Source organism: Streptomyces sp. NPDC002868, from assembly GCF_055563295.1.
Genome location: NZ_JBVHDR010000025.1, coordinates 19,891 through 41,455, shown reverse-complemented (window position 1 = coordinate 41,455; position 21,565 = coordinate 19,891). Strand labels below are relative to the sequence as shown.

Sequence of the window (21,565 nt, the reverse complement as noted above, 5' to 3'; positions counted from 1 at the left end):
CGGCACCTGCTGCACTGGTTCAGTCGCGGTAGTCCCTCCGCTTGAACTCTTCGCCGGCCTTGTCGTAAGTGATCCATTCGCCGCTTTCCTTGCCGACGTACGCAGCACGCGTCCCGACCCGAGAGGGCGGGCACGAACTCGATCAGTGGCGTTGGTGCTTCGGGAGGAGGATGCCCGCCTCGGCGAACTGCGAAGGCATGACAGGCCGTGCCCCGGTCGCCATGTCACCCGACCTCAAGACGTGCGGAGCACCCCGCCGTACTCGTAAACGCGTTGGTTCAGCTTGGTGGCGCCGAGGTAGGAGGTCAGGGCCGCGTGCACCGGGGCAAGCGGCGGCTGGTCGGGGTCAGGGCGCCAGTCCGCCAAGTTCACCAAGCCCGGCTCTACCGGCTCCAGCCCGTCCAGGAAGCCGTCGAGTTCGGCGGGGGTGCGGGTCTGCCAGGGGATGCCACGCCCAGAGATGTGCGCGGTCATTTCCGAGCACGTGGCCGGGTCGTCGGAGACGACCTGCGACAGGCCCAAGTAGCTGCCCGGTGCTGCCTGGTCGATGATCGTCCGAAGGACCCGGCGGGGAGTGTCGGCATCGCTGAGGTGGTGCACCACCGACAGGAACAGCACAGCCACCGGCTCACTGAAGTCGATCAGCCGGTCCACGTCGGGATGGTCGAGGATGGCCTGCTGGTCGCGCATATCGCCGGTGATCACCGCGGTGGTGGCATCGTCGGCCAGCAGCGCCTGGCCGTGCGCCAGCACGATCGGGTCGATGTCGACATAGACGACGCGGGCGTCCGGCGCGAAGTGCTGGGCGACCTGGTGCACATTGTTGTCAGTGGGCAACCCGCACCCCATGTCGATGAATTGGCGTATCCCCGCCTCCCGCGCCAGGTAGCGCACTGCCCGGTACAGGAACTGGCGGTTCTGTCTGGCAATGTCCACACACTCGGGGAAGTCCGGCAGGGTTGAGAGGAGGAACTCCCGGTCGATGTCGTAGTTGTCCTTGCCCCCCAGCATCCAGCCATAGGCCCGCGCCGAGGTCGGCACGTCGAAGGGTATCGAGGTCGCCTCGGACCGATTGTCACTGACCACAGCGCGCACTCCGCTTCTCCCGCAAGGGCACAAGGACCTGGCTCCATCATGGCGAGGCTACCCTCTGGTCCCCATCCCGATGGAGTGATTGCCGATCGACCAACGGGAAGGCGTGTAAGGGACGTTGGCGGAACGAACGCCACCGCGGTTGAACGCCCGCCCGCAGATCGGCTCACGCCCCCGCACGTGCCGCAAGCCGCGCGGAGCTTACGGAACAGGAACGGCTCAACGGCGGTACACGGCAACGATCTGGGCTTGACCGCAGGAGCCCGGCATCGGCTGGAAGCCCTGGGGTCGTCACTCCCCCGTAGATGCCGCTCGGGCTGCAGCACCACCCGCCGCACCAAACGAACCCAATGGTCTCCCCCAGCATGCTTCCGAGCTGGATCGGCCTTGACTTCGAGCGCTCTCCAAGACCTATCGTCCAATCGCAGCCAGTAACGGATTAATCACCAGGACGCCTGCCCGCTGAACAAGCCGAAACAAGGAGTGCACATGTCGGCCGAGACCAGGCAAGACCGCTTCGAGCGCGGTATGAAGGTGCTTGCCGCTGTCGACGGCGAAGCGGGCCAACGTGTCATCGACTCGCTGGCCGATGTCTCGCCCGAACTGGGCCATCAGGTCGTCGCCTGGGCATTCGGCGACATCTACGACCGCCCGGGGCTCGCGCCCCGCGACCGCCAGCTGGTCACGCTCGGCATCCTCACCGCCCTCGGTGGCTGCGAGCCCCAGCTGGAGGTCCACGTCAACGCCGCACTCAACGTCGGCCTGACACCGAACGAGATCGTTGAGGCCCTGCTGCACTCCGCCGTCTACTGCGGCATGCCCAAGGCCCTCAACGCAACGTTCGTCGCCAAGAAGGTCTTCGCCGAACGCGGGTTGCTGCCGGTTACGGAGTGAACGGCTCCGCCATCCGCTATCCGTAGCCGGGTCCGTTCCTGCTCTGCATTGATCAGAACCGGGCAGCTGACGGCATCCTCCAGATCCGCGCACTCCGCGAGTGCCGTCCGGTTCTATCTCCGGCGCATGGAGCTTACGGACTACTTCGGCGAGCATGTTCACGGTCGTATGCCCGACCCGCAACTGCTCAAGCCGGATCCGCACTGCTTGAGGCGAGCCCTGGAGATCACAGGCTCGACCGCGGCCGAATCCCTGATGATCGGGGATTCGGTCGCGGACTATCAGGCCGCTCGGGAGGCCGGAGTCGCCTTTCTCGGCTACGCGCGCAGCGAGATCGAGCACGGCGCACTGGTGCGCGCAGGGACGTCGGTGATCGTTAACAGCATCTCCGAGCTACTGCCTCACCTGCCGGGCGCGTAGAGCGGGGAGCGGGGAGCGGGGCGACGCCCCGCGGAGCCCGGCCGACGACCATCGGCCCGTGACAGGTCTGGGCGACTGCGGATCGGTACAGCGCGATACCGCCGCGAGCGCGTCGGCATGCGGGACGAGGCGCTGCACCTCGTCGTCGAGTTCGACGGCTGGAAGACCCACGGTCCCGGGGCGCGATTGCTCGTGGGCATGGCGTGCAGCTCCTGCGTGGCGTCGTCCACCTCGTCGGTGAAGCCGGGCGCCGCCCGCTGGCCCTGCTGGTCACCCCGGGCCAGTGGGGCGATGCCCCGCAACTCATCCCGGTCATGGAACGCATCCGCGTCGGCCGGCCGGGCGGCGGACACCCGCGCACCCGGCCCGACCACCTCGGCGGCGATAAGACGTACTCGTCCCGCCGCAACCGTCGCTACCCGAGACAGCACCAGATCAAGCACACCATCCCCGAGCCGAAGAATCAGCGGGCCAACCGGCAAGCCTGTGGCAGCAAGGGCGGCCGACCCGTCGGCTTCGACAAGAGGATCTACAAGCGCAGGAACGAAGTGGAGCGGACAATCAACGCCCTGAAGAGCTTCCGGGCTGTGGCCACGAGGTTCGACAAACGCGCCTACATCTTCCACGGCACCGTCATCGTCGCCTCGATCCGACTCTGGCTCCGCTCGTGATCCGCGACTGGCTAGGGGGAGACACCCCCTAGTCGTCCGAGCCGGTAGCCGACGGCGGTACCTCGACGACGAAGAACAGGAAGGTGGTTTTGGTCGAAAGGTCATGGAAGTCGTCGGGGAACAGCTCACGGGCGGCCGGGTCGGGCTGCGGCTCGCTGATGACAGCAAGGCGGAAACCGGCGGTGGTGAAAGCATCGGTCATCGCGTGCAATGGCCTGCGCCAGAACCTCATCGGGACGGACTGCCCGTTGAACGTCCAGTCGAAGGTATAGCTGGTGGTCGCAAAGTAGTCGGGCCGAGGATCCTGGATCGTGTAGGCCACGAAAGGGTGGTCCACCGACGCGATCAGCCGGCCGCCGGGCCTGAGCACTCGCCGCAACTCGGCCAGCGTCGGCCCCCAGTCCTCCAGGTAGTGCAGCACCAGCGACGCGACCACGTCGTCGAACGCACCGTCGGCGAACGGCAGGCGGTCGCTCAGGTCGACCACGTGCAGGGCTACGTCGTCACCGAGCCGCCGCCTTGCCAACGCCAGCATCCCGGCGCTGGCGTCGATGCCGGTGACGACCGCACCGCGGTCGCGTAGTGCAGCGGACAGGGGGCCCGAGCCGCAACCGGCGTCCAGGATCCGACGGCCGGCCACGTCTCCGGCGAGAGCTACCATCGCGGGCCGCTCGTAGTACCCGTTCACGAGGTTGTTCTCGTTCTCCGCCGAGTACGCCTCGGCGAAACTGTCGTAGTCATTCACCAGGTCCCGATCTGCAGACTGGGCGAAGCTCTCGGGTACGTCGGTTACGCGTTCCATCGTCGCAGCCTAGTTGTCACATGATCCGCCGGACAGGCCCTCGCCACTTACCCTCAGGATTTCGGGCGCATCACACTGGTGACCTGAGTCTGGACGGGTTCCGGGCCGCTGAGTCGGAACAAGTGGGCGTCCGGGGGGCCGCGCCACACCCCGCGGGTGAAGACGTCGTCGAAACCAGCGCGGACCTGCTTGTGTGAGTCGTTGCGCGCCTCGTTCCAAGCCGAGGTTCGCTTGACGTGGGCAAGGCGCCAACACCCAGGGCACGCTGCAACCGGCCAGTGCACGTTGGGCGCGCCGTGAGTCATTCCATGACATCGCCTGTGACGAAGAAAGAGCCGTGAAGTGTTCGTCCGCCTCCGTCAACAGTGATGGCCCCGCCCCTACACGGGCGGGGCCATCAATGGGGTCTACCGTGACGGCATCCCCTTGGGCGCGCCGCTTGGTACCGGGGCGTAGCCGGTGGCCCGGCTGGTGAATGTGCCCCGGCCCTGGGTTCGGCTACGCAACCGGGAGGCATAGCCGAACAACTCGGCCAGCGGCACGGTCGCGGTGATCACTGCCGTGCCTGCCCGGGCGGTCGAGCCCGAGATCCGGCCGCGCCGTGCCGCCAGGTCGCCGAGGACCCCGCCCACCGCGTCGTCGGGCACAGTGACCGTGACCTCAGCCACCGGTTCCAACAGCACCATCGCGCAGGCGCGCAGTGCCTCCCGCAACGCGAGCCGACCGGCGGTACGGAACGCCATCTCCGAGGAATCCTTGGGATGGGTTGCCCCGTCCGTCAGAGTGACCCGCAGCCCGGTGACCGGGTGACCGCCCAGGGGGCCCTCAGCCAGAGCATCCCGGCACCGGCCTCCACCGCCCGGACGTACTCCGTCGGCACACGTCCGCCAACAACGGTCGAGTGGAACACGAAGTCAACCGCGCTGCCGCTGCCGTCAAGCCCTGCGGCGTCCAACCGCTCCGCATCCAGGACGACATGGGCGAACTGGCCGGCGCCTCCGTCCTGCTTGACGTGGCGGTACACCAGCCCGGACACCCCGCGGGCGACCGTCTCCCGATAGGCCACCTGCGGCCGGCCGACGCTGACATCCAGCCCGTGGGCGCGACGCATCTTCTCCGCCGCGACCTCCAAATGCAGCTCGCCCATGCCCGACAGCACCGTCTGACCGGTCTCACGGTCAGTCCGGACCGTCAGCGAAGGGTCTTCCTCAACCAGTCGTGCCAACGCCGACGCCAACCGGTCGGTGTCGATGCTCCTGCGTGCCTCCACTGCCACGGAGACGACCGGATCGGCCACCCTCGGCGGTTCGAGGATCAACGGCGCTGCGGGTGTGCAGAGCGTGGCGCCGGTGCGTGCCGCCTTCACTCCGACCACTGCGACGATGTCCCCGGCAACCGCCCGCTCCACCTCCGCGTGCCGGTCGGCCTGCACACGCAGGATCCGGCTGATCCGCTCGGTGCGCCGGGCCTCCACATCCAACACCGCCTCTCCCTTGCCGATCGTTCCCGAATACAACCGCAGGTAGGTCAGCCGCCCCGTGGCGGTCGAGTTCACCTTGAACACCAGTGCGGCGAACGGCGCCGCCGGGTCGGCGACCCGCTCCTGTACCGAGCCGTCGACGGTGCCACGCACCGACGGCACATCCAGCGGCGAGGGCAAATAGGCCACGACAGCCTCCAACAGCGGCTCGATCCCACGATTGCGGTAGGCAGATCCGCACAGCACCACCACGGCGTCACCGGCGAGTGTCAGATCCCGCAGTGCGGCGGCCAGTGTCCGCGCGGAGACCGTCGACTCTGCACAGAATTCCTCCAACGCGACCGGGTGGAGTTCAGCCACCACCTCCTCGAGCAGCCGGCGCCGCCGGCATGCCTCTTCCCGCAAGGTCTCCGGCACAGGACCGTCCTCGAAGGTGTCGCAGCCGTCGGACCAGACTCGCGAGCGCATACGCAGCAGGTCCACCACGCCGATGAACCCGTCCTCCTGGCCGATCGGCATCTGGACCACCAGCGGAACCGTATGCAACCTCTCCCGGATCGACTCGACCGCCAGGTCCAGGTCGGCACCGGCACGGTCCAGCTTGTTGACGAATGCGATCCGCGGCACCCCGTAGCGGTCGGCCTGCCGCCACACCGACTCGCTCTGGGGCTCGACACCCGCAACGGCGTCGAACACCGCGATGGCGCCGTCGAGCACACGCAGCGAGCGCTCCACCTCATCGGAGAAATCGACGTGGCCGGGAGTGTCGATCACATTGACCCTGTGGCCGTCCCAGTCACAACTCACCGCAGCAGCAAAGATCGTGATTCCACGATCGCGCTCCTGGGAATCGAAGTCGGTGACGGTCGTACCGTCATGGACCTCTCCACGCTTGTACGTGGCGCCGGTGACATACAGGATCCGTTCAGTGACGGTGGTCTTGCCGGCGTCAACGTGGGCGAGGATGCCCAGATTACGGACGCCGGTAAGCGGATTGTTGAAGTGAAGGTGTTCGGTGCGCACAACTCTGGCCTTTCGCAATGACCGACAGCAAGTCAGCGCGATTTCCCGGACGGAGACCTGCCCTCAGGCCACGCCCGAACCCCCAGGCGGCGCAACGCCTCGGGATGTTCCGAGGCGTTGGTCGAGGCCGGACAGACAGGGGTCAGGCGTTCGTCGCGGAGATCCGGCGCCGGCCGCGCAGCCGACGCCGGACAGGCGAAGACACCAGGATCACCTCGTACCGTGACTGGGGAACAACGACAGCGGTGCGGTGACGCACGGCCGGCTCCCCTCACTCGTCAAGGCGCGCGCTGCGATGTTGTAGCGCGTTTCGTGGCGAGTGTATGGAACTGGGGGTGGCCGGAGCACCGCATTTTTTTCCGGCAACGGGATCCGCTGAGGAGAACCGGTCGTCCACGCTCGAAGGCATGGCTGACGGTCCACTCGGCAAGCCCGGTGGCGTGCGTGCGACACACGTCGACTCCTGTCAGGAGCCGTCACTGCCCTCTTCGCCCAGGCGCAGGAGGCCGGAGATGTGACAGCGGATGCCACACCCAGCCCGGCCCATACGCATGACGTCGTACCCGACGGACCGACCGGTCACCGTCAGCCGTGACCAGGCACGCGCCATGGTTTCACCACATAGCTGGAACGGGCGGCGTTCCAACGGCGCGCGACAGCAGGCTCGACGGCTGGACGCGGGAGAGAATCGTGAAGTGACCGAACCCTCAGCGGCTCCCAGCCTGTCCGGGCAGACCGTTTGCGGCGACGACATGCGAACGCCGTGGCGCGACTTCCTGCGGACCGAGACGGGCAGTGCCACATTCCTGCTGGCCGCAGTGCTGGCGGCGCTTGCCTGGGCAAACATCGGGCCGGACTCCTACGAGTCCTTCTGGGGCACGCCTCTGTCGCTCGAGCTCGGCTCCCACGGCGTGTCGCTCGACCTTCGCGAGTGGGTCAACAACGGTCTGATGACGCTGTTCTTCTTTGTCGTCGGACTTGAAGCACGCCGAGAGTTCGACATGGGCGAGCTGCGCGAACGCCGTCGCGTGACACTGCCCCTGCTCGTCGGCATCGCCGGCATGCTCGTACCAGTAGCCATCTACCTCGGCATCAACAGCGGCCACGCCTCCGTGCACGGCTGGGGCGCCGCGATGTCCACGGACACCGCCTTCGCACTGGGCATGCTCGCCCTGATCGGCAGGCGCCTGCCGGCGGGCCTGCGCCCCTTCATCCTCACAGTCACCGTGGTCGACGACTTCGTGGCGCTCTGCGTCATCGCGATCGCCTACAGCGACCGCATCTCCGTGGCCGCCCTTGTGGTGGCATTGGGCATCTTCGGCGTCATTCTGCTGGTGCGGGCCGCCGGAGTGCGCCGAGGTCCGGTGTACGCGTTGCTCGCCATCGCGACATGGACGGCACTGCTGAAGTCCGGCGTCGACCCTGTCGTCACCGGTCTGGCCATTGGGCTGCTCACGAACGCGTACCCGGCGGCCCGCAGCGACCTGGAGCGCGCGAGCTTCCTGTTCCGACTGTTCCGTGAGCAGCCGACGCCGGAGCTCGAGCGCTCCGTACGGCAGGGGCTGGCGTCGGCGATCTCGCCCAACGAGCGGCTGCAGCGGATGTTCCACCCGTGGACCAGCTATGTGATCGTGCCGCTGTTCGCACTGGCCAACACAGGCATCCCCATCGGCTCCGAGCAGCTGTCGAGCGCTGTGCACTCACCAGTCACTCTCGGCATCCTGCTCGGCCTCGTCCTGGGCAAGCCGGTTGCGGTCTTCGGTACATCGTGGCTGGCAAGCCGGTTGAGCCATGGACGGACACGTCCGCCGGTCGGCTGGGGTGCGACAGCGGCCGGCGGCACCATCGCAGGCGTCGGATTCACCGTGTCCCTGCTGATCGCGACTCTCGCCTTCACCGGCGACCAACTGGAAGAAGCGAAGATCGGCATCCTCGGTGCGGTCGTCTGTGCCTTCGCCCTCACCTGCGCGGTCACAGCAGTGATCGGACTGCTGCCGCGCCGTACACGCATGCGTGCGCTCTTGGGCGCGACGGAGGCCATCGTCGACCTGGCCGCGCCCGTCGACGCCGAGCGCGACCACATCCGCGGGCGTCCGGACGCTCCGGTCACGGTGGTCGAGTACGGCGACTTCGAATGCCCCTACTGCGGTCAGGCTGAACCCGTCGTCCGCGCGCTCCTCGCCGACTTCGGCGACGTCCGCTACGTCTGGCGGCATCTGCCCTTGACCGACGTCCACCCTCACGCCCAACTGGCCGCAGAAGCAGCCGAAGCCGCGGCCGCACAGGGCGCCTTCTGGCCAATGCACGACCTCCTCCTCGAGCGCCAGGACGCCCTGCGGGCATCCGACCTCGTCGGCTACGCGTCAGAGATCGGTCTGGACACCCAGCGTTTCCAGCAAGACCTGCGAAACCGAATCGGCTCGGGGCGGGTCGCCGAGGACGTGGAATCCGCCGACCTCAGCGGCGTGTCCGGGACACCGACATTCTTCATCAACGGAGTACGCCACCACGGCGCCTACGACATCACCCACCTGGCCAACGCGGTACGAACAGCCCGTCAACGCGTAGCCGTCCAACGGCCATAGTCCTGGGGGTGGCTTCCTGCTGCGACCCTGGCAGCTCAACGACCTTGCTCTCGCATGGGGCGTCGAAGGTCGAGTACATGCCACGGGTTGGCGATTCCGTCGGAGGCGGCGCACAGGCTGCCCATGCCGTACGTGTGCTCCTTCGGTTTGTCGTCCGGCCAGTGGGTCGCGAGGACCTCGCGCGTCGGGCTGCACCGGCCGCATGGCTCCATCGAGGACGGTTGCCAATCCCGCCGGGGACATGAGGTCGTGGGCAAGGAGAAGCAGGGGCGGCGGGGATGGCGTCACGGCAGCAATCGCTGCTCTTTGGCGACCGCCACCGCCCCCGCTCGGGTCTCCACCCCGAGCTTGCCGTAGATCCGTCCCAGGTGGGTCTTGACCGTGGCCTCGCTGATGAACAGGGCTCGGGCGATCTCCCGGTTGCCCAGGCCGCGCGCCAACTGCTGGAGGATGTCGCGCTCGCGCTCGGACAGGGCGGGGCGCGGACTGCGCATCTGGGCCAACACCCGGTCGGCGACCGGAGCCGACAGTGCGGTGCGGCCGGACGCCGCGTTGCGGATCGCCGCGAACAACTCCTCCGGCCCTTCGGCCTTGAGCAGGTAGCCGGCGGCACCCGCTTCGATGGCGCGGGTGATGTCGGCGTCGGTGTCGAACATAGTGAGCACCAGCACGCGTGGGCCCAGCGTGTCGGGACCCTCTCCGCCATCTGACGACAGGTGCCGGGTGGCCGTCACGCCGTCCATGCCGCCGCCGAGTTGGAGGTCCATCAACACGACGTCGGGCCGGGTACGGGCGGCCACCGCGAGCGCCTCTTCGCCGCTGCCCGCCTCACCGACCACCTCGATGCCGTCGGTGCTGGACAACAGCGCACGCAGCCCGGCACGCACCACGGCATGGTCGTCGCACAGCAGCAGCCGGATCGGCGAGGAGGACTTCGATGGGCTCACGGCGCGGTCTCCCTGGGGGCGTCGATGGTGAGGGGGATGGCGGCAGATACGACGGTGCCCTCGCCCGGCGTGGACTCGACGGTGAGCGCGCCGCCCGACTGCCTCGCCCGGATGCGCATGGCCGGCAGCCCGTGCCCGCGCGCCCGGCCCGCTTCGGGGACCGGCGGGCCGTCCGGGTCGAAGCCGCGGCCGTTGTCGGCGATGTCCAACGAGGTCTGGTCGTCCAGGCAGGTCAAGGTCAGCGCGGCCCGCGTCGCCGCGGCGTGCTCGCGCACGTTGGCCAGCGCGCCCTGCGCGATGCGCAGCAGCGCCGCCTCGACCCGCTCCGGCAGTGGGCCCGGGGTGCCGTCGAGCCGGAAGACCACCGTCAGCCCCGCGCCGCTCTCGCGGTCTGCGAGCGCGTTCAACGCCTCGGCCAGGGTGCGCTCGGCGAGATCGGCCGGGGCCAGGTCGTGGACGAACCGGCGGGCCTCGGCAAGGCTGCGCGACGTGATCTCGGCCGCGTCCCGGATGTGCCCGCGGGCCGTGTCCGGGTCCGCCCGCCAGATGCGCTCGGCGGCCTGCAACAGCATCTGCTGACTGGACAGGCCCTGCGCGAGGGTGTCGTGGATCTCCGTGGACAGCCGCTGCCGCTCCGTCAGGATGCCCGTTCGCCGCTCGGTGGCAGCCAGGTCACGGCGGGTGCGGACCAGGTCGTCGATCAGGACGCGCTGCCGGGCCGCCTGGCGTTGCAGATGGACCAGGACGGCGGTGGCGACCGCGGCGATGGCCGGCGGGGCGAGCACCATGTTGAGATTGAGCGTGCCCTGTGACACCCGCATCTGGGAGGCGACGACCAGCGCGGTGAGCCCGGCCACCACCGGCACCGCGATCCGCGCGGGCAGCGTGTGCAGGCCGGCGAACAGCAGCGGCATCGCGCACCACGTGGCGCTCGGCGCGAGGGCGAGCAGGACGATCCAGACGGCCGACACCACACCCAGCCAGGCCAGATGCCGGGCGGTGGGCCGAGCGCCGGGGCGCGGCGCGGGTGCCAGCAGCCGTCCGATGACGTACAGCAGGCAGAAGACGACGAACAGCGCGACGACCCATACGGTGCGCGTGTCGCCCTGATCACGGGTCAGAAAGCGGGCGAGCGAGGAGCCCAACAGCACGAAGAACGCGGCATGCATGACCGCCGTCAACCACCGCCCGTCCGGATCGTCCCGCTCGCCCTCCCCCGGGTACCAACGCCCGATCGCCGCCATCACAGAGCGCACAACCGACGTGACCGTTCACCGTGCCGCACCGACGGCCTCCTCATCGCCCCACCCGGCCTCTCCTCGCCGACAGTCCAACGTGCCCGACGCAGCACCGCAACCTCCAATCGGCTGATACCACCATCCCCCGAACCGCCCCCGCATCGGAGCCGGTCAGCCGCATCAGGCTCCGGCCCGTGCACCGAAACTGGCATCCAGACCCACCAGGCGCGGCGGCCCGGCCGCAGCGTCCGCACCGAACGAGGAGAACAAACCGCGTGCCTGCCAAGAACGTCACCGTCAACCGCGCCGCCCTCGGGCACCGCATCGCCTACGCACTGCGCCACCCCGAGCGGGTTCCGCGCCACATGGCCCGCGCCGCACGGAACGCGTGGCTGCGCCACCGCTGGCCGGACCACATCTCGTACTACCGCGCGGTGATGCGGTCCGACACCCGCGCCGACCCGGACGCGGCGGTCGGCAGCCGCAGTCACGAGCGGTGGCTGGCACTGGGGGCGATGCAGTTCGACTACCTGCTCGGCCACGGTCTGCGCCCCGAGCACCGGATGCTGGAGATCGGGTGCGGCAACCTGCGGGCGGGCTGGCGGTTCATCCGGCACCTGGAGCCGGGGCACTACTACGGCATCGACATCTCACCCGACATCCTCGCCGCCGCGCAGGACACGATCGTGCGCGTGGGGTTGCAGAAACGGCTGCCCACGCTGACCCCGGTCCGCGACCTGACCCTGCGTTTCCTGCCCGATGCCCATTTCGACGTGGTGCACGCGCACAGTGTCTTCTCGCACTCCCCGCTCCCGGTCATCGAGGAGTGCCTGGCCAACGTCGGCCGGGTGCTGGCACCGGGTGGCTGGTTCGACTTCACCTTCGACCGCACCGAGGGCAAGGAGCACCAGGTGCTGCGGGAGGACTTCTACTACCGCACCGAGACACTCATCGCCCTGGCCGAGAAACACGGCCTGGCGGCCCGCTTCATGACCGACTGGGAGGAACTGCCGCACGGCCAGTCCAAAATCCGCGTCACCCACGGCCCGGACAACGACAGCGAGGTTGCAACCGGTGCATGAGGCGGAAGGCGCACGGCCGCCGCTTCGCCGATCGGGTGCATCACCCCTTCGAGGTGCACCATGCCCGGCCCGAACCGCCGGTCCATGTCCCGCTGGATGTCCTTGGTGACCAGCAGGATCCGGGCGCTCGCGGCATTGCGTACGACATCCGTGCCCGCTGTGTAGAGGTGCGGAAGCAGGTCCCCCAACTGCGCGGAGACCTTACGGAGTTCAGTCTGGGAGTGCTTGGCCGTCGTGAGGCACAGAGGACCGCCCCAGACCTTGCGGATCTCCCGCTCATGGCGGGGCAGGTCCCGGGTGAACCGCATGATGAGGAGGGTCTGGTCAGGCTCGGTTCCCTGGGCGGGGAGTTCGTAGATCCAGCCGCCCGCGAACTCCGCGTCGTCGTCATGGAGTTGAAAGGCGCGTTCGCTTGCCCTGTCGGTGACCTTCGACCGGTCGATGGGCTTCCACCCGCCGGACGGCGGTGTGCAGGGTGGCGAGAAGTCGGGCTCCTTACTCGTGCTGGTGTCGGTCTTCCCTTTGGCGCTGCCTGCCTTCGCGGGCTCGGTGAGCGTGAAGCGGGTGCCGTCCCAGGTGCCGGTGAGGAGGTAGGACCCCCACGTCACGCCCCGCACGGTCTCGGACTTCACGGCGTCCCACTTCCAGCCGACGACGTCTGGACCGCCGCACTGCGGGGGCAGGGAGTCCTTGACCGCCCAGCAGAGCTGAGGCCCGTGCGAGGTGTTCTGCAGGACGGTCGCACGCACCTCGTAACGCTGCGGGGAGGGTGTGGCCGTACGGCCGGGAGCTGTCTCCTGCCCGCAGGCGGCAAGTAAGAGGAGGGCGGGGAGCGCGCTGAACGCGGCGTGTGTGGGTTTCATGCCGCTGTGACGGAATCGCTTTTGACCTGGTTCCTACGGGTCGGGTTCCCTCAGCGCCGCTGCCACCAGCCCCTGGATCTCCTCGCGCGGCACTCTCCCGCCGGCCACCAAACGGTCGCAGATCAGCCCGTCGATACAGGCGAGCAGCGTGAGAGTGCGCCGCTCGGCCTCCGCCACGCCGTGGTTGGTCAGGAACTGACTCAACCTCAGACCTACGCCTGGACGGTAGGACAAGCTCAGGCCTGCTCGGTCGCTCCTCAGCCGCGCTGGGCCGCGGCCAGGGCCGCGCGCAGCGTTGCGGCGTCCGCGCTCGCTCCCGGGTCGTCCATGGAGATGCCGCGACCCTGCGGGTTCTTCGCATACGGAACGACATAGGCCGGGGTGTCGCGCTGGAAACGCCAGCTGTCGGCGAGGAGCCCCGCGTCCAGGGCGTCGTATCCGAGGAGATCCAGCAGCCGGGTGGCGGCGGCCTTCGCCTCCGGGTCATCGCCGGCGATCGGCAGCGCCGAGCGGTCGGCAGCGCCGGGGGGCCGGGTCAGCGCGGCCAGATGCGCGAAGAAGATGTTGTTGAACGCCTTGACGACCTTGGCGTCCGGCAGATGCCGCTGGAGGAGTTCGCTGGTGGTGGTCTCTTCCGAGTCCAGTTCGGCGATCCGTCCGTCGCGCTCGGGGTAGTAGTTGTTCGTGTCGAGAACGACCTTCCCCGCCAGCGGCGCCACCGGCACCTGGCGGTAGTTCTTCAGCGGGACGGTGACCACGACCCAGTCGCCGGCGGCCGCCGCCTCGGCGGGTGTCGCGGCCCGCGCGCGGGCCCAGCTCCGCCACCAGGTCGGCGAGGGTCTCTGGTCCGCGTGAGTTGCTGAGGACCACATCGAGCCCGGCGGCTACGCCGAGCCTCGCGAGGGTGCTGCCGATGTGTCCACTGCCGATCAGTCCAAGAGTGCTCATGCTGATGACAGCCGGACACACGGCAGCCGTATTCCCCGTCCCTACGACTTGGGGTGCTTTCTTCCACCTTTGGCGTGGTCGGCAGATGATCGGGTCGCAGCGTGGGCCGCCGCGCGTGACGTTGACCCGCCCCCGGGGCTCGGGGCTGTGTCCGGCCGTCACGCGCGTACAACCTCAAGGGCAGACGGGGAGTCAAATGTGCAAGGAACAGCGCCTGACGGACCGCCACGGACACGCCCGCCTCCTCCACCGGAGGCCATCGGCCGAAGTCACGAGCCCGGCGCCAGCTGAGAGGCCGACCATGAGACTGAGACTGACCACCGGGGCGGCGCGTGCCGCTCTGGTCTGGTGCGCCGCGATGGTGCTGGGCCTCGGCCTGGCCGCCGCGCCGCCCTCTGCCGCCGACCCCGCACCGGAAGGCTACTTCGCGGTGTACGCACCGCCGAAGCACGAGGTGGCCCGCACAGGCGCGGTACCCAACGACGCCCGGTTCAAGGATGTACAGATCCAGTTCGTCAACGTCCGTCCCCAGCAGGATCTGGTGGAGGACGTCGAGCTGGTGATCGACACCACCGGCGCCAAGGATGTCGCGGAGTTCCGCTTCGCAGCGGACTGTGCTGTGGCGGGGGCGGTCGCCACCTGCCCGGTCGGCGATGTCGAAGTGCGCTGGAACGCCGAGCCCAACTTCACGTACTCCTACAAAGTCCGTGCCAAGGCCGGCGCGGCGAACGGCGCCACGGGACAGGTCACGTACACCGCCCGCTCGGCCAACACCCCGCTCGGCAAGGAGAGCGAGCTCACGACGGCCGTCACGGTCACCGAGGCCGCCGACCTGGTGCTGACTCCGCCGGCGCAGTACCGCATCCGGGTGCCCGCCGGCGGGAGTGTTCCGTTGCCGCTGGAGGTGTCCAACGCGGGAAGCCAGACCGTGCCGCGCACCTATCTGCGGATCTGGGGCTTCGACGGCGACGACCGCGCGGAGCTGCTCGGCAGCTACACCAACTGCTGGTACCAGACCCGCGACCCCAAGAACGCCAAGTCCCCGAAGGTCGGCGCCGTGTGCCTGCTCAACAGCCCGCTCCCGGCCGACTCGGCGCGACACGTGCTGTCCCCGCCGCTGAAGATCGGCATGGGCAAGTACGAGGAGTTCAGCAGGCTGGAGTACATGGTGCTGCCGAATGTCCCGGAGCAGCCCCGCGGCGTGCGCGGCACCTCGGGCGTGCTGAAGCTCGCGCCCGAGCCGCAGCAGAAGGCCGCGCAGGCCGCACCGCCGCCCCGCGAGATCGACGGCTCCGACAACTCCGTGATCGTCGGGTTCGACACGGGCCAGGTGGCCGATCTGGCGGCCGCGGGCGCGACCGTGAAGACGCGCGTCGGCGAGCGGTTCACCGCCGTCGTCGGAGTGACCAACCGGGGCCGGGCGACGTATCGCGGCCCCGGAGAGGCCGTGATGGTAGAGATCCCGCGCGGATTGAAGGTGCTGGGGTTCGACAAGCGGTGCAAGGCGACGCCCAACACCACGCACTGGGAGAACTACACGGATCCCACGTTCGGTGACGGTCCCGAGGACGACGCTCCCGTCCCGACGGGCGCACTGTACCGGTGCAGGGTCCCTGGAGAGCTGTTGCCGGGCATCAAGCCCGTACTCGGCTTCACGCTCACAGCTACCCGGACACTCGACGAAGCGCGAGGAGTGGTGTTCCTCAGTCAGGGGAGGGCGGCTCCCGGGCGGAACAACCTCGGCTTCCTGACGGTCACCGCCACCGCGGCCGTCGGCGGCACGAGCGGAGGCAGTACGAGCGGAGGCAGTACGGGCCAGACGTCTGGAGGCTCCGGCACGGCCGGGGGCACGGAGGGCGTGACCACCGGCGGCTCCGGTGACCTCGCGGCAACCGGGTCGGGCTCGACGATCCCCGTCGCACTCACCGCGATCGGGGCGACAGGGGTGGGCGTGATCGTGTTCGTCGTCGCAAGGAGACTGCGGCGACGCGCCTGACGCCTGACACCCGCCCGGCGGTGGGCGGGGTTGTCGCACCCCGCGCGACACCCCCGCCGCCGCCACGAGCGTTGCACCAACCCCCACCGCCTCGCCTGCGGTGCAGCACGGGACGTTCATGGGCTGATGACCGGCCGGACCGGCGCGTGGGATGCGGAGGCGACCGGGCTGTGGGCACCGCTGAAGATCGCGCCGGAGCCGGACGGCGTCTGGTTGAGGACCCAGAGGCCGATCAGTACGGCGAGAGCGAAGACGACCGTGATGAGGACCGCCAGGACCAGGCGGCGCTTGCGTTCCCTGCGGAGCCAGTCGCCGCGGGCGGCGCGATAGGCGTCGGGGGCGGGCTGCACCTGATGTGCGAGGGCTTCGAGAGCCTCGCGGAGCTGCTTCTCGGTACCGGGGGCACCCGGGGTGGTGCTCATCGCCGTGCCTCCATCGCCTGGGTGAGAGCGGCGAGGCCGCGCGCGGTGTGGGTCTTGACCGATCCTGCCGAAATGCCCATCGCCGCGGCGATCTCGCTTTCCTTGAGGCCGAGCCAGTGGCGCAGCACGAGGGCTTCCCGCTGCCGGGCGGGCAGTTGCTGGAGGGCATCGACCAGCACCCGCTGGTCGTCGCGGAGCAGGGCCGAGTTCTCGGCGGAGGTGACCGGGTCGGCAGACGGGGCCTCGGCGTGCCGACGGGCGACCTGGAGATGGCGTATCCGCATCCGGGTCAGATTGCAGACGGTGGAGCGCAGATACGCCTCCGCGGAGTCGGCATCGCGCAGTTTCCGCCACTTCCGGTAGATCTGGTAGTAGGCCTCGGCCACGATGTTCTCGGGGTCGTCGGCGCCCAGCAGCGCGGCGAGGCGGAGCATCGAGGCGTAGTGCTGGTCGAAGAGCCGGGCGACGGCCGCCTCCCGCTCCTGTTCGACCGGGTCGGCCGATACCTGGCGCGGCAGGGCCTTGTCCGCGGCTGCGCCGCCATTCACCACCGGCTGTCCCGCGGGCAGCGGGACAGCCGTGCTTCTGATGGTGCGTCTCATGGGTTGTTCGCTCCCGTCCCGGGCCGGTGCCTGGCTGTCAGACAAGGGGGCAGTGCGGTGGAGTCCGTACCCCGGGGTGTGCCGATCCGGTCCAGCACCGCGGTGCCCGCCAGCGCGACCGCCAGATTGAGTATCAGGGCGGCCAGTCCCGCGTAGATCTCCGGCGGATGACCGGACATGCCAGGCAGGCCGAGCGGTACGACGGGCGAGAAGCCCTCCCGTACGACCATGACCGTGCCGAACACCATCCCGGCGGCCCAGCCCGCGAGCAGCGCCCGGTGGTGCAGCCGGCGTGTGAACAGCCCGATGGCCACCGCGGGGAAGACCTGAAGGATCCAGACGCCGCCGAGGAGCTGGAGGTTGATGGCGTCCTGATCCCGCAGCCCGAAGACGAACGCGACCGCTCCCGCCTTCGCGGTGAGGGAGACCGCCTTGGCGATCCGCACCTGGCGCTTGGGGGTGGCGGTGGGGTGGAAGTACTCGACGTACACATTGCGTACGAACGAGGTCGCGGCCGCGATCGACATGACGGCGGCCGGAACCAGCGCTCCCACGGTGATCGCGCCGAAGACCAGACCGGCCAGCGGCGCCGGCATGAGGCGGTCCACCAGGATGGGGACCGCGGCCTCGGCGCCGCCGTCGGGGGCACGTACGCCCGAGGCGAGCGCCGCGATGCCGAGCAGTCCGAAGAGGGCGAGCACCGCGGTCCAGACCGGCAGGGCGACGGCGACCCGGCGCAGGACCCGCGGGCTGGAGGCGGCGAAGGCGGCGGTGAGGACGTGCGGGTACATCAGCAGGGCCAGCGCCGAGCCCAGGGCCAGTGTGGCGAAGGCCGGCTGCTGGTCCGGGGAGAGGACGAGGGAGGCATTGCCGGCGTCCGGACCACTGAGCCGGCGGGCGGCCTCGTCGAAGACCGCACCGGGGCCGCCGAGCCGGGCCAGGACGAGCCAGCAGACGGCGAGTACCGAGCCGAAGACCGCCACGCCCTTGAGCGCCGAGATGACGGTGGGCGCGCGCAGACCGTGCCGGTAGGTCGCCACCGCGAGACCGGCGAAGATTGCCGCCATCACCAGGTCACCGGTGGCGGCACTCGGGTAGAGCCCGCCCGCGGTGAGCACCGCTCGGATGCCCAGTAGCTGCAGGGCGAGGTACGGCATGGTGGCGAGGATGCCGGTGAGCGCGACCACCAGGGCCAGCGGCGCCGAACCGTAGCGTCCGCGCACGAAGTCGGCGGCGGTGACGTAGCCGCGGTCCCGGGCCACGCTCCACATCCGGGGCAGCAGCACGAAGGCCAGCGGGCAGACGATCACGGTGTAGGGGAGGGCGAAGAAGGCGGGCGCCCCGTTGCCGTACACCAGGCCGGGTACGGCGGCGAAGGTGTACGCGGTGAAGATCGTGCCGCCCAGCAGCAGCCACGTCCAGAGGGTGCCGAGGCTCCGGTCGGCCAGCGCCCAGCCTTCCAGGGAGGGCAGGTCGTCCTTGGCGTGCAGTCGGCGGGCGGTGACGGCGAGCAGGGACGCACCACCGATGACGGCGAGGAACGCCGCGGCCATGGGGCCTTCGGTCATCGGTCACCGTCCTTGGTGTCCTGGGAGTGCGCGAGCCCTGTCGCCTACGAGTTGCGCGGGGGGCCGGTTGCGATGACAGGAAACCATGGGAAATCTTCTGGAAATTTGCTGTCAACCGAATCGCGGACGCCGACAACTCTTGCACAGACCGACAGGAATGAGGAGGTCACAGTGGTTTGGATCGTGCTCCCCCGCCACGTCTGGCGCCGGGTCGCGGCCGGCGCCTGCCTCGTCGCTCCCGTCGTCGCCCTGCTCTGGGTGCCCTGGTACGCGCAGGACCGGCCGGAACTGGCTGGGGTGCCGTTCTTCTACTGGTACCAGCTCGCCTGGGTGCCGGGGTGCAGCCTCGCCATGCTCGCGGCGTATCTGCTGACCCGGCGCCCGCCCGAGCCCTGATCGGCCCCTGTCCCGCACACCTCTCGAGCCGTTTCCCCGTACACCTCTCGCCCGTTGATCACGTCTATTCGCCTGCCAAGGTGAGGAGCCGCCATGCCCGGATCCGTCCGCACGAACCGGATGAACAGCGCAAACCCGAAGTCGATCTTGCTGTGGACCTGTGTCGCCCTGCTCGGCGCCTTCGCCTGGGGCATGGTGGCCCTGGCCCGGGGCGAGGAGATCTCCGCCGTCTGGCTGGTGGTCGCGGCGCTGGGCTCGTACGCCATCGCGTACCGCTTCTACTCACGCTTCATCGCCCGGCGTGTGCTGAAGCTCGACGACAGCCGGGCCACCCCCGCCGAGCGCCTTGAGGACGGGGTCGACTTCCAGCCGACCGACCGCCGGGTGCTGCTGGGCCATCACTTCGCCGCGATCGCCGGGGCCGGTCCGCTGGTCGGGCCGGTGCTGGCGGCCCAGATGGGGTATCTGCCGGGGACGATCTGGATCGTTGTCGGCGTGATCTTCGCCGGGGCGGTGCAGGACATGGTGGTGCTGTTCCTGTCCATGCGCCGGGACGGCAAGAGCCTGGGGCAGATGGCCCGCGAGGAGATCGGCAAGGTGGGCGGGGCGGCCGCGCTGATCGCGGTCTTCGTCATCATGATCATCCTGCTGGGCGTGCTGGCGCTGGTCGTCGTCAATGCCCTCGCCCACTCCCCGTGGGGCACCTTCTCGGTCGCCATGACCATCCCCATCGCCCTCTTCATGGGCTTCTACCTGCACATCCTGCGCCCCGGACGGGTTACCGAGACCAGTCTGATCGGCGTCGCGCTGCTGCTCCTCGCCATCGTCGGCGGCGGCTGGGTCGAGAACTCCTCACTCGCGGGCACCTTCACCTGGAGCCCGACGACCCTCGTCTTCTGCCTGGCCGGCTACGGATTCGTCGCCTCCGTCCTGCCCGTATGGATGCTGCTCGCGCCGCGCGACTACCTCTCCACCTTCATGAAGATCGGCACAATCGCGTTGCTCGCGGTCGGTGTCCTGGTGGCAGCTCCCAAACTGCAGGCCGAGGCGGTGAGCGACTTCGCCACCTCCGGCACCGGACCGGTCTTCGCCGGCTCCCTCTTCCCGTTCCTGTTCATCACCATCGCCTGCGGCGCACTGTCGGGCTTCCACTCCCTGGTCGCCTCCGGGACCACCCCGAAGCTGATCCAGAAGGAGTCCCAGGTCCGGATGATCGGCTACGGCGCGATGCTGATGGAGTCCTTCGTCGCCGTCATGGCCCTGATCGCCGCCGCCGTCCTCGACCCGGGCCTGTACTACGCGATGAACGCCCCCGCCGGGCTGCTCGGCACCACCGCCGAATCCGCCTCCCAGGCCGTGGCCGGCCTCGGCTTCAGCATCACCCCCGACCAGCTGACCGCCGCCGCCAAGGCGGTCGAGGAACAGACGCTGATCGCCCGCACCGGCGGCGCACCCACACTGGCGGTCGGTATGTCGGAGATCTTCTCCGGGGTCTTCGGCGGCGCCGCCATGAAGGCATTCTGGTACCACTTCGCGATCATGTTCGAGGCGCTGTTCATCCTCACCACGGTCGACGCGGGCACCCGGGTGGGCCGCTTCATGCTCCAGGACATGCTCGGCAACGTCTGGAAGCCGATCGGCCGCGTCAACTGGAAGCCGGGCATCTGGATCACCAGCGCGCTGGTCGTCGCTGCCTGGGGCTACTTCCTCTACACCGGCGCCACCGACCCGCTCGGCGGGATCAACCAGCTCTTCCCGCTCTTCGGCATCGCCAACCAACTGCTCGCCGCCGTCGCCCTCACCGTCTGCACCACCGTCCTCGTCAAGTCCGGCCGACGGCGCTGGGCCTGGGTCACCGCCGTCCCGCTGACCTGGGTGGTCGCGGTCACCTTCACCGCCGGCTGGCAGAAGATCTTCTCCGACGATCCGCGCGTCGGTTTCTTCGCCCAGCGGGCCCGCTACGCCGACGGAATCGACGCCGGCACCGTCCTTCCTCCCGCCAAGACCATGGACGACATGCACACGGTGGTCACCAACTCCACCGTCGACGGCGTCCTCATCGCCCTCTTCCTCCTGCTGGTCGTGACCGTGATGGTCAACGCGGCTGTGGTGTGCGCCCGCGCACTGCGCTCGCCCGCCCCGCTGCCGACCACCGAAGTACCGTACGTCGCCTCGCAGATCGACGTGCAGGTGCCGGAACCCCGTAAGGCGCTCGCCGGAGCCCGCGAATGACGCTCCGTCGCATGCTGGACGGACTGCGGTGGTACGTACGGGAGTTCACCGGCGAGGCCGCGTACGACCGCTACTGCGAACGGCACCGCCGCCACCATCCGTACGCCCCCGTCCCGACTCGCCGGGAGTATGAGCACATGCGCACCCGGCATCAAGACTCCCATCCGAGCAGCCGCTGCTGCTGACCGATCCGGGGTGGGGGGGGGGGGGGGCGGGCCGCGCCGCCCCCCCCCCCCCCCCCCACCCCCCCCCCCCCCGCCCCCCCCCCCCGGCGGCCCCCCCGCCCCCACACCCCCCCCCAACA

Annotated in this window: 16 protein-coding genes and 3 pseudogenes; 9 read left to right on the top strand and 10 right to left on the bottom strand. The window is 69.3% G+C overall.

Annotated elements, in window-relative coordinates:
- Positions 1-234: 234 nt before the first annotated feature.
- The gene (locus ACZ3H8_RS36955; protein ID WP_467409276.1) at positions 235-1,086 is read right to left on the bottom strand and encodes an SAM-dependent methyltransferase; all 852 of its coding nucleotides are present in this window, start codon (positions 1,084-1,086) and stop codon (positions 235-237) included.
- Between the two features lie 495 nt (positions 1,087-1,581).
- On the opposite strand from ACZ3H8_RS36955, the gene ACZ3H8_RS36950 reads away from it, so the two are divergent.
- The 3 genes and pseudogenes from ACZ3H8_RS36950 to ACZ3H8_RS36940 form a co-directional block, all read left to right on the top strand.
- Positions 1,582-1,986, top strand: coding sequence for a carboxymuconolactone decarboxylase family protein (locus ACZ3H8_RS36950; protein ID WP_356228793.1), 405 nt, complete (start codon positions 1,582-1,584; stop codon positions 1,984-1,986).
- A gap of 48 nt (positions 1,987-2,034) precedes the next feature.
- Positions 2,035-2,406, top strand: coding sequence for an HAD family hydrolase (locus ACZ3H8_RS36945; protein ID WP_467409274.1), 372 nt, complete (start codon positions 2,035-2,037; stop codon positions 2,404-2,406).
- Between the two features lie 104 nt (positions 2,407-2,510).
- Positions 2,511-3,077, top strand: a pseudogene (locus ACZ3H8_RS36940) (transposase); the annotation flags it as partial.
- Between the two features lie 28 nt (positions 3,078-3,105).
- Here ACZ3H8_RS36940 and ACZ3H8_RS36935 read toward each other — a convergent pair.
- Positions 3,106-3,879, bottom strand: coding sequence for a class I SAM-dependent methyltransferase (locus ACZ3H8_RS36935; protein ID WP_467409271.1), 774 nt, complete (start codon positions 3,877-3,879; stop codon positions 3,106-3,108).
- A gap of 407 nt (positions 3,880-4,286) precedes the next feature.
- Positions 4,287-6,382 (bottom strand): annotated as a pseudogene (gene fusA / locus ACZ3H8_RS36930) (elongation factor G).
- Positions 6,383-7,077: 695 nt separating this feature from the next.
- Between fusA and nhaA the strand changes: the two are divergent.
- Positions 7,078-8,967 carry a Na+/H+ antiporter NhaA gene (nhaA, locus tag ACZ3H8_RS36925; protein ID WP_467409270.1) on the top strand — a complete coding sequence of 630 codons (1,890 nt, stop codon included), beginning with the start codon at positions 7,078-7,080 and terminating at the stop codon, positions 8,965-8,967.
- A gap of 284 nt (positions 8,968-9,251) precedes the next feature.
- Here nhaA and ACZ3H8_RS36920 read toward each other — a convergent pair whose 3' ends face one another.
- Positions 9,252-9,914, bottom strand: a complete 663-nt coding sequence (locus ACZ3H8_RS36920; RefSeq protein WP_467409267.1) for a response regulator — start codon at positions 9,912-9,914, stop codon at positions 9,252-9,254.
- Entirely contained in the window at positions 9,911-11,158 is a 1,248-nt protein-coding gene (locus ACZ3H8_RS36915; RefSeq protein ID WP_467409287.1) for a sensor histidine kinase, read from the bottom strand. The genes ACZ3H8_RS36920 and ACZ3H8_RS36915 overlap by 4 nt, the downstream gene beginning before the upstream one ends.
- Positions 11,159-11,427: 269 nt before the next feature.
- Between ACZ3H8_RS36915 and ACZ3H8_RS36910 the strand changes: the two genes are divergently transcribed.
- The gene (locus tag ACZ3H8_RS36910) at positions 11,428-12,234 is read left to right on the top strand and encodes a class I SAM-dependent methyltransferase (RefSeq protein ID WP_467409265.1); all 807 of its coding nucleotides are present in this window, start codon (positions 11,428-11,430) and stop codon (positions 12,232-12,234) included.
- Positions 12,235-13,130: 896 nt separating this feature from the next.
- Here the strand turns inward: ACZ3H8_RS36910 and ACZ3H8_RS36905 are convergent.
- Together ACZ3H8_RS36905 and ACZ3H8_RS36900 are read right to left on the bottom strand one after the other, a co-directional pair.
- Positions 13,131-13,301, bottom strand: coding sequence for a hypothetical protein (locus ACZ3H8_RS36905; protein ID WP_467409263.1), 171 nt, complete (start codon positions 13,299-13,301; stop codon positions 13,131-13,133).
- Between the two features lie 53 nt (positions 13,302-13,354).
- A pseudogene (locus ACZ3H8_RS36900) lies at positions 13,355-14,045 on the bottom strand (NADPH-dependent F420 reductase).
- A gap of 301 nt (positions 14,046-14,346) precedes the next feature.
- Here ACZ3H8_RS36900 and ACZ3H8_RS36895 point away from each other — a divergent pair.
- Positions 14,347-16,041 carry a hypothetical protein gene (locus ACZ3H8_RS36895; protein WP_467409262.1) on the top strand — a complete coding sequence of 565 codons (1,695 nt, stop codon included), beginning with the start codon at positions 14,347-14,349 and terminating at the stop codon, positions 16,039-16,041.
- 116 nt (positions 16,042-16,157) lie between these two features.
- Here ACZ3H8_RS36895 and ACZ3H8_RS36890 read toward each other — a convergent pair whose 3' ends face one another.
- Genes ACZ3H8_RS36890 through ACZ3H8_RS36880 form a run of 3 tightly spaced genes read right to left on the bottom strand, consistent with a single transcriptional unit; the run spans position 16,158 to position 18,633 of the window.
- Positions 16,158-16,463 carry a hypothetical protein gene (locus ACZ3H8_RS36890; protein WP_467409260.1) on the bottom strand — a complete coding sequence of 102 codons (306 nt, stop codon included), beginning with the start codon at positions 16,461-16,463 and terminating at the stop codon, positions 16,158-16,160.
- The gene (locus ACZ3H8_RS36885) at positions 16,460-17,065 is read right to left on the bottom strand and encodes an RNA polymerase sigma factor (protein ID WP_398990347.1); all 606 of its coding nucleotides are present in this window, start codon (positions 17,063-17,065) and stop codon (positions 16,460-16,462) included. The genes ACZ3H8_RS36890 and ACZ3H8_RS36885 overlap by 4 nt, the downstream gene beginning before the upstream one ends.
- On the bottom strand, positions 17,062-18,633 hold the full coding sequence (locus ACZ3H8_RS36880; protein ID WP_467409258.1) for a sodium:solute symporter family protein: 1,572 nt from the start codon (positions 18,631-18,633) through the stop codon (positions 17,062-17,064). Before ACZ3H8_RS36880 ends, ACZ3H8_RS36885 begins: the two co-directional genes overlap by 4 nt.
- Before the next feature lie 171 nt (positions 18,634-18,804).
- On the opposite strand from ACZ3H8_RS36880, the gene ACZ3H8_RS36875 reads away from it, so the two are divergent.
- From ACZ3H8_RS36875 to ACZ3H8_RS36865, 3 genes are all read left to right on the top strand, one after another.
- Positions 18,805-19,029 (top strand): DUF3311 domain-containing protein, encoded by a 225-nt coding sequence (locus tag ACZ3H8_RS36875; RefSeq protein WP_467409256.1) that lies wholly within the window; start codon positions 18,805-18,807, stop codon positions 19,027-19,029.
- 93 nt (positions 19,030-19,122) lie between these two features.
- Complete coding sequence (locus ACZ3H8_RS36870; RefSeq protein WP_467409255.1) at positions 19,123-21,261, top strand: carbon starvation CstA family protein; 2,139 nt, start codon at positions 19,123-19,125, stop codon at positions 21,259-21,261.
- A complete protein-coding gene (locus tag ACZ3H8_RS36865) occupies positions 21,258-21,446 on the top strand; it encodes a CstA-like transporter-associated (seleno)protein (RefSeq protein WP_467409253.1) in 189 nt (62 codons plus the stop codon). Before ACZ3H8_RS36870 ends, ACZ3H8_RS36865 begins: the two co-directional genes overlap by 4 nt.
- Positions 21,447-21,565: the final 119 nt, after the last annotated feature.

What these genes read in the sequence shown, in the direction of transcription:
- ACZ3H8_RS36915 (WP_467409287.1), bottom strand. Translation starts at nt 11,158, where the DNA reads ATGGCGGCGATCGGGCGTTGGTACCCGGGGGAGGGCGAGCGGGACGAT.
- ACZ3H8_RS36885 (WP_398990347.1), bottom strand. Translation starts at nt 17,065, where the DNA reads ATGAGACGCACCATCAGAAGCACGGCTGTCCCGCTGCCCGCGGGACAG.
- ACZ3H8_RS36895 (WP_467409262.1), top strand. Translation starts at nt 14,347, where the DNA reads ATGAGACTGAGACTGACCACCGGGGCGGCGCGTGCCGCTCTGGTCTGG.
- ACZ3H8_RS36950 (WP_356228793.1), top strand. Translation starts at nt 1,582, where the DNA reads ATGTCGGCCGAGACCAGGCAAGACCGCTTCGAGCGCGGTATGAAGGTG.
- ACZ3H8_RS36865 (WP_467409253.1), top strand. Translation starts at nt 21,258, where the DNA reads ATGACGCTCCGTCGCATGCTGGACGGACTGCGGTGGTACGTACGGGAG.
- ACZ3H8_RS36935 (WP_467409271.1), bottom strand. Translation starts at nt 3,879, where the DNA reads ATGGAACGCGTAACCGACGTACCCGAGAGCTTCGCCCAGTCTGCAGAT.
- ACZ3H8_RS36890 (WP_467409260.1), bottom strand. Translation starts at nt 16,463, where the DNA reads ATGAGCACCACCCCGGGTGCCCCCGGTACCGAGAAGCAGCTCCGCGAG.
- ACZ3H8_RS36880 (WP_467409258.1), bottom strand. Translation starts at nt 18,633, where the DNA reads ATGACCGAAGGCCCCATGGCCGCGGCGTTCCTCGCCGTCATCGGTGGT.
- ACZ3H8_RS36870 (WP_467409255.1), top strand. Translation starts at nt 19,123, where the DNA reads ATGCCCGGATCCGTCCGCACGAACCGGATGAACAGCGCAAACCCGAAG.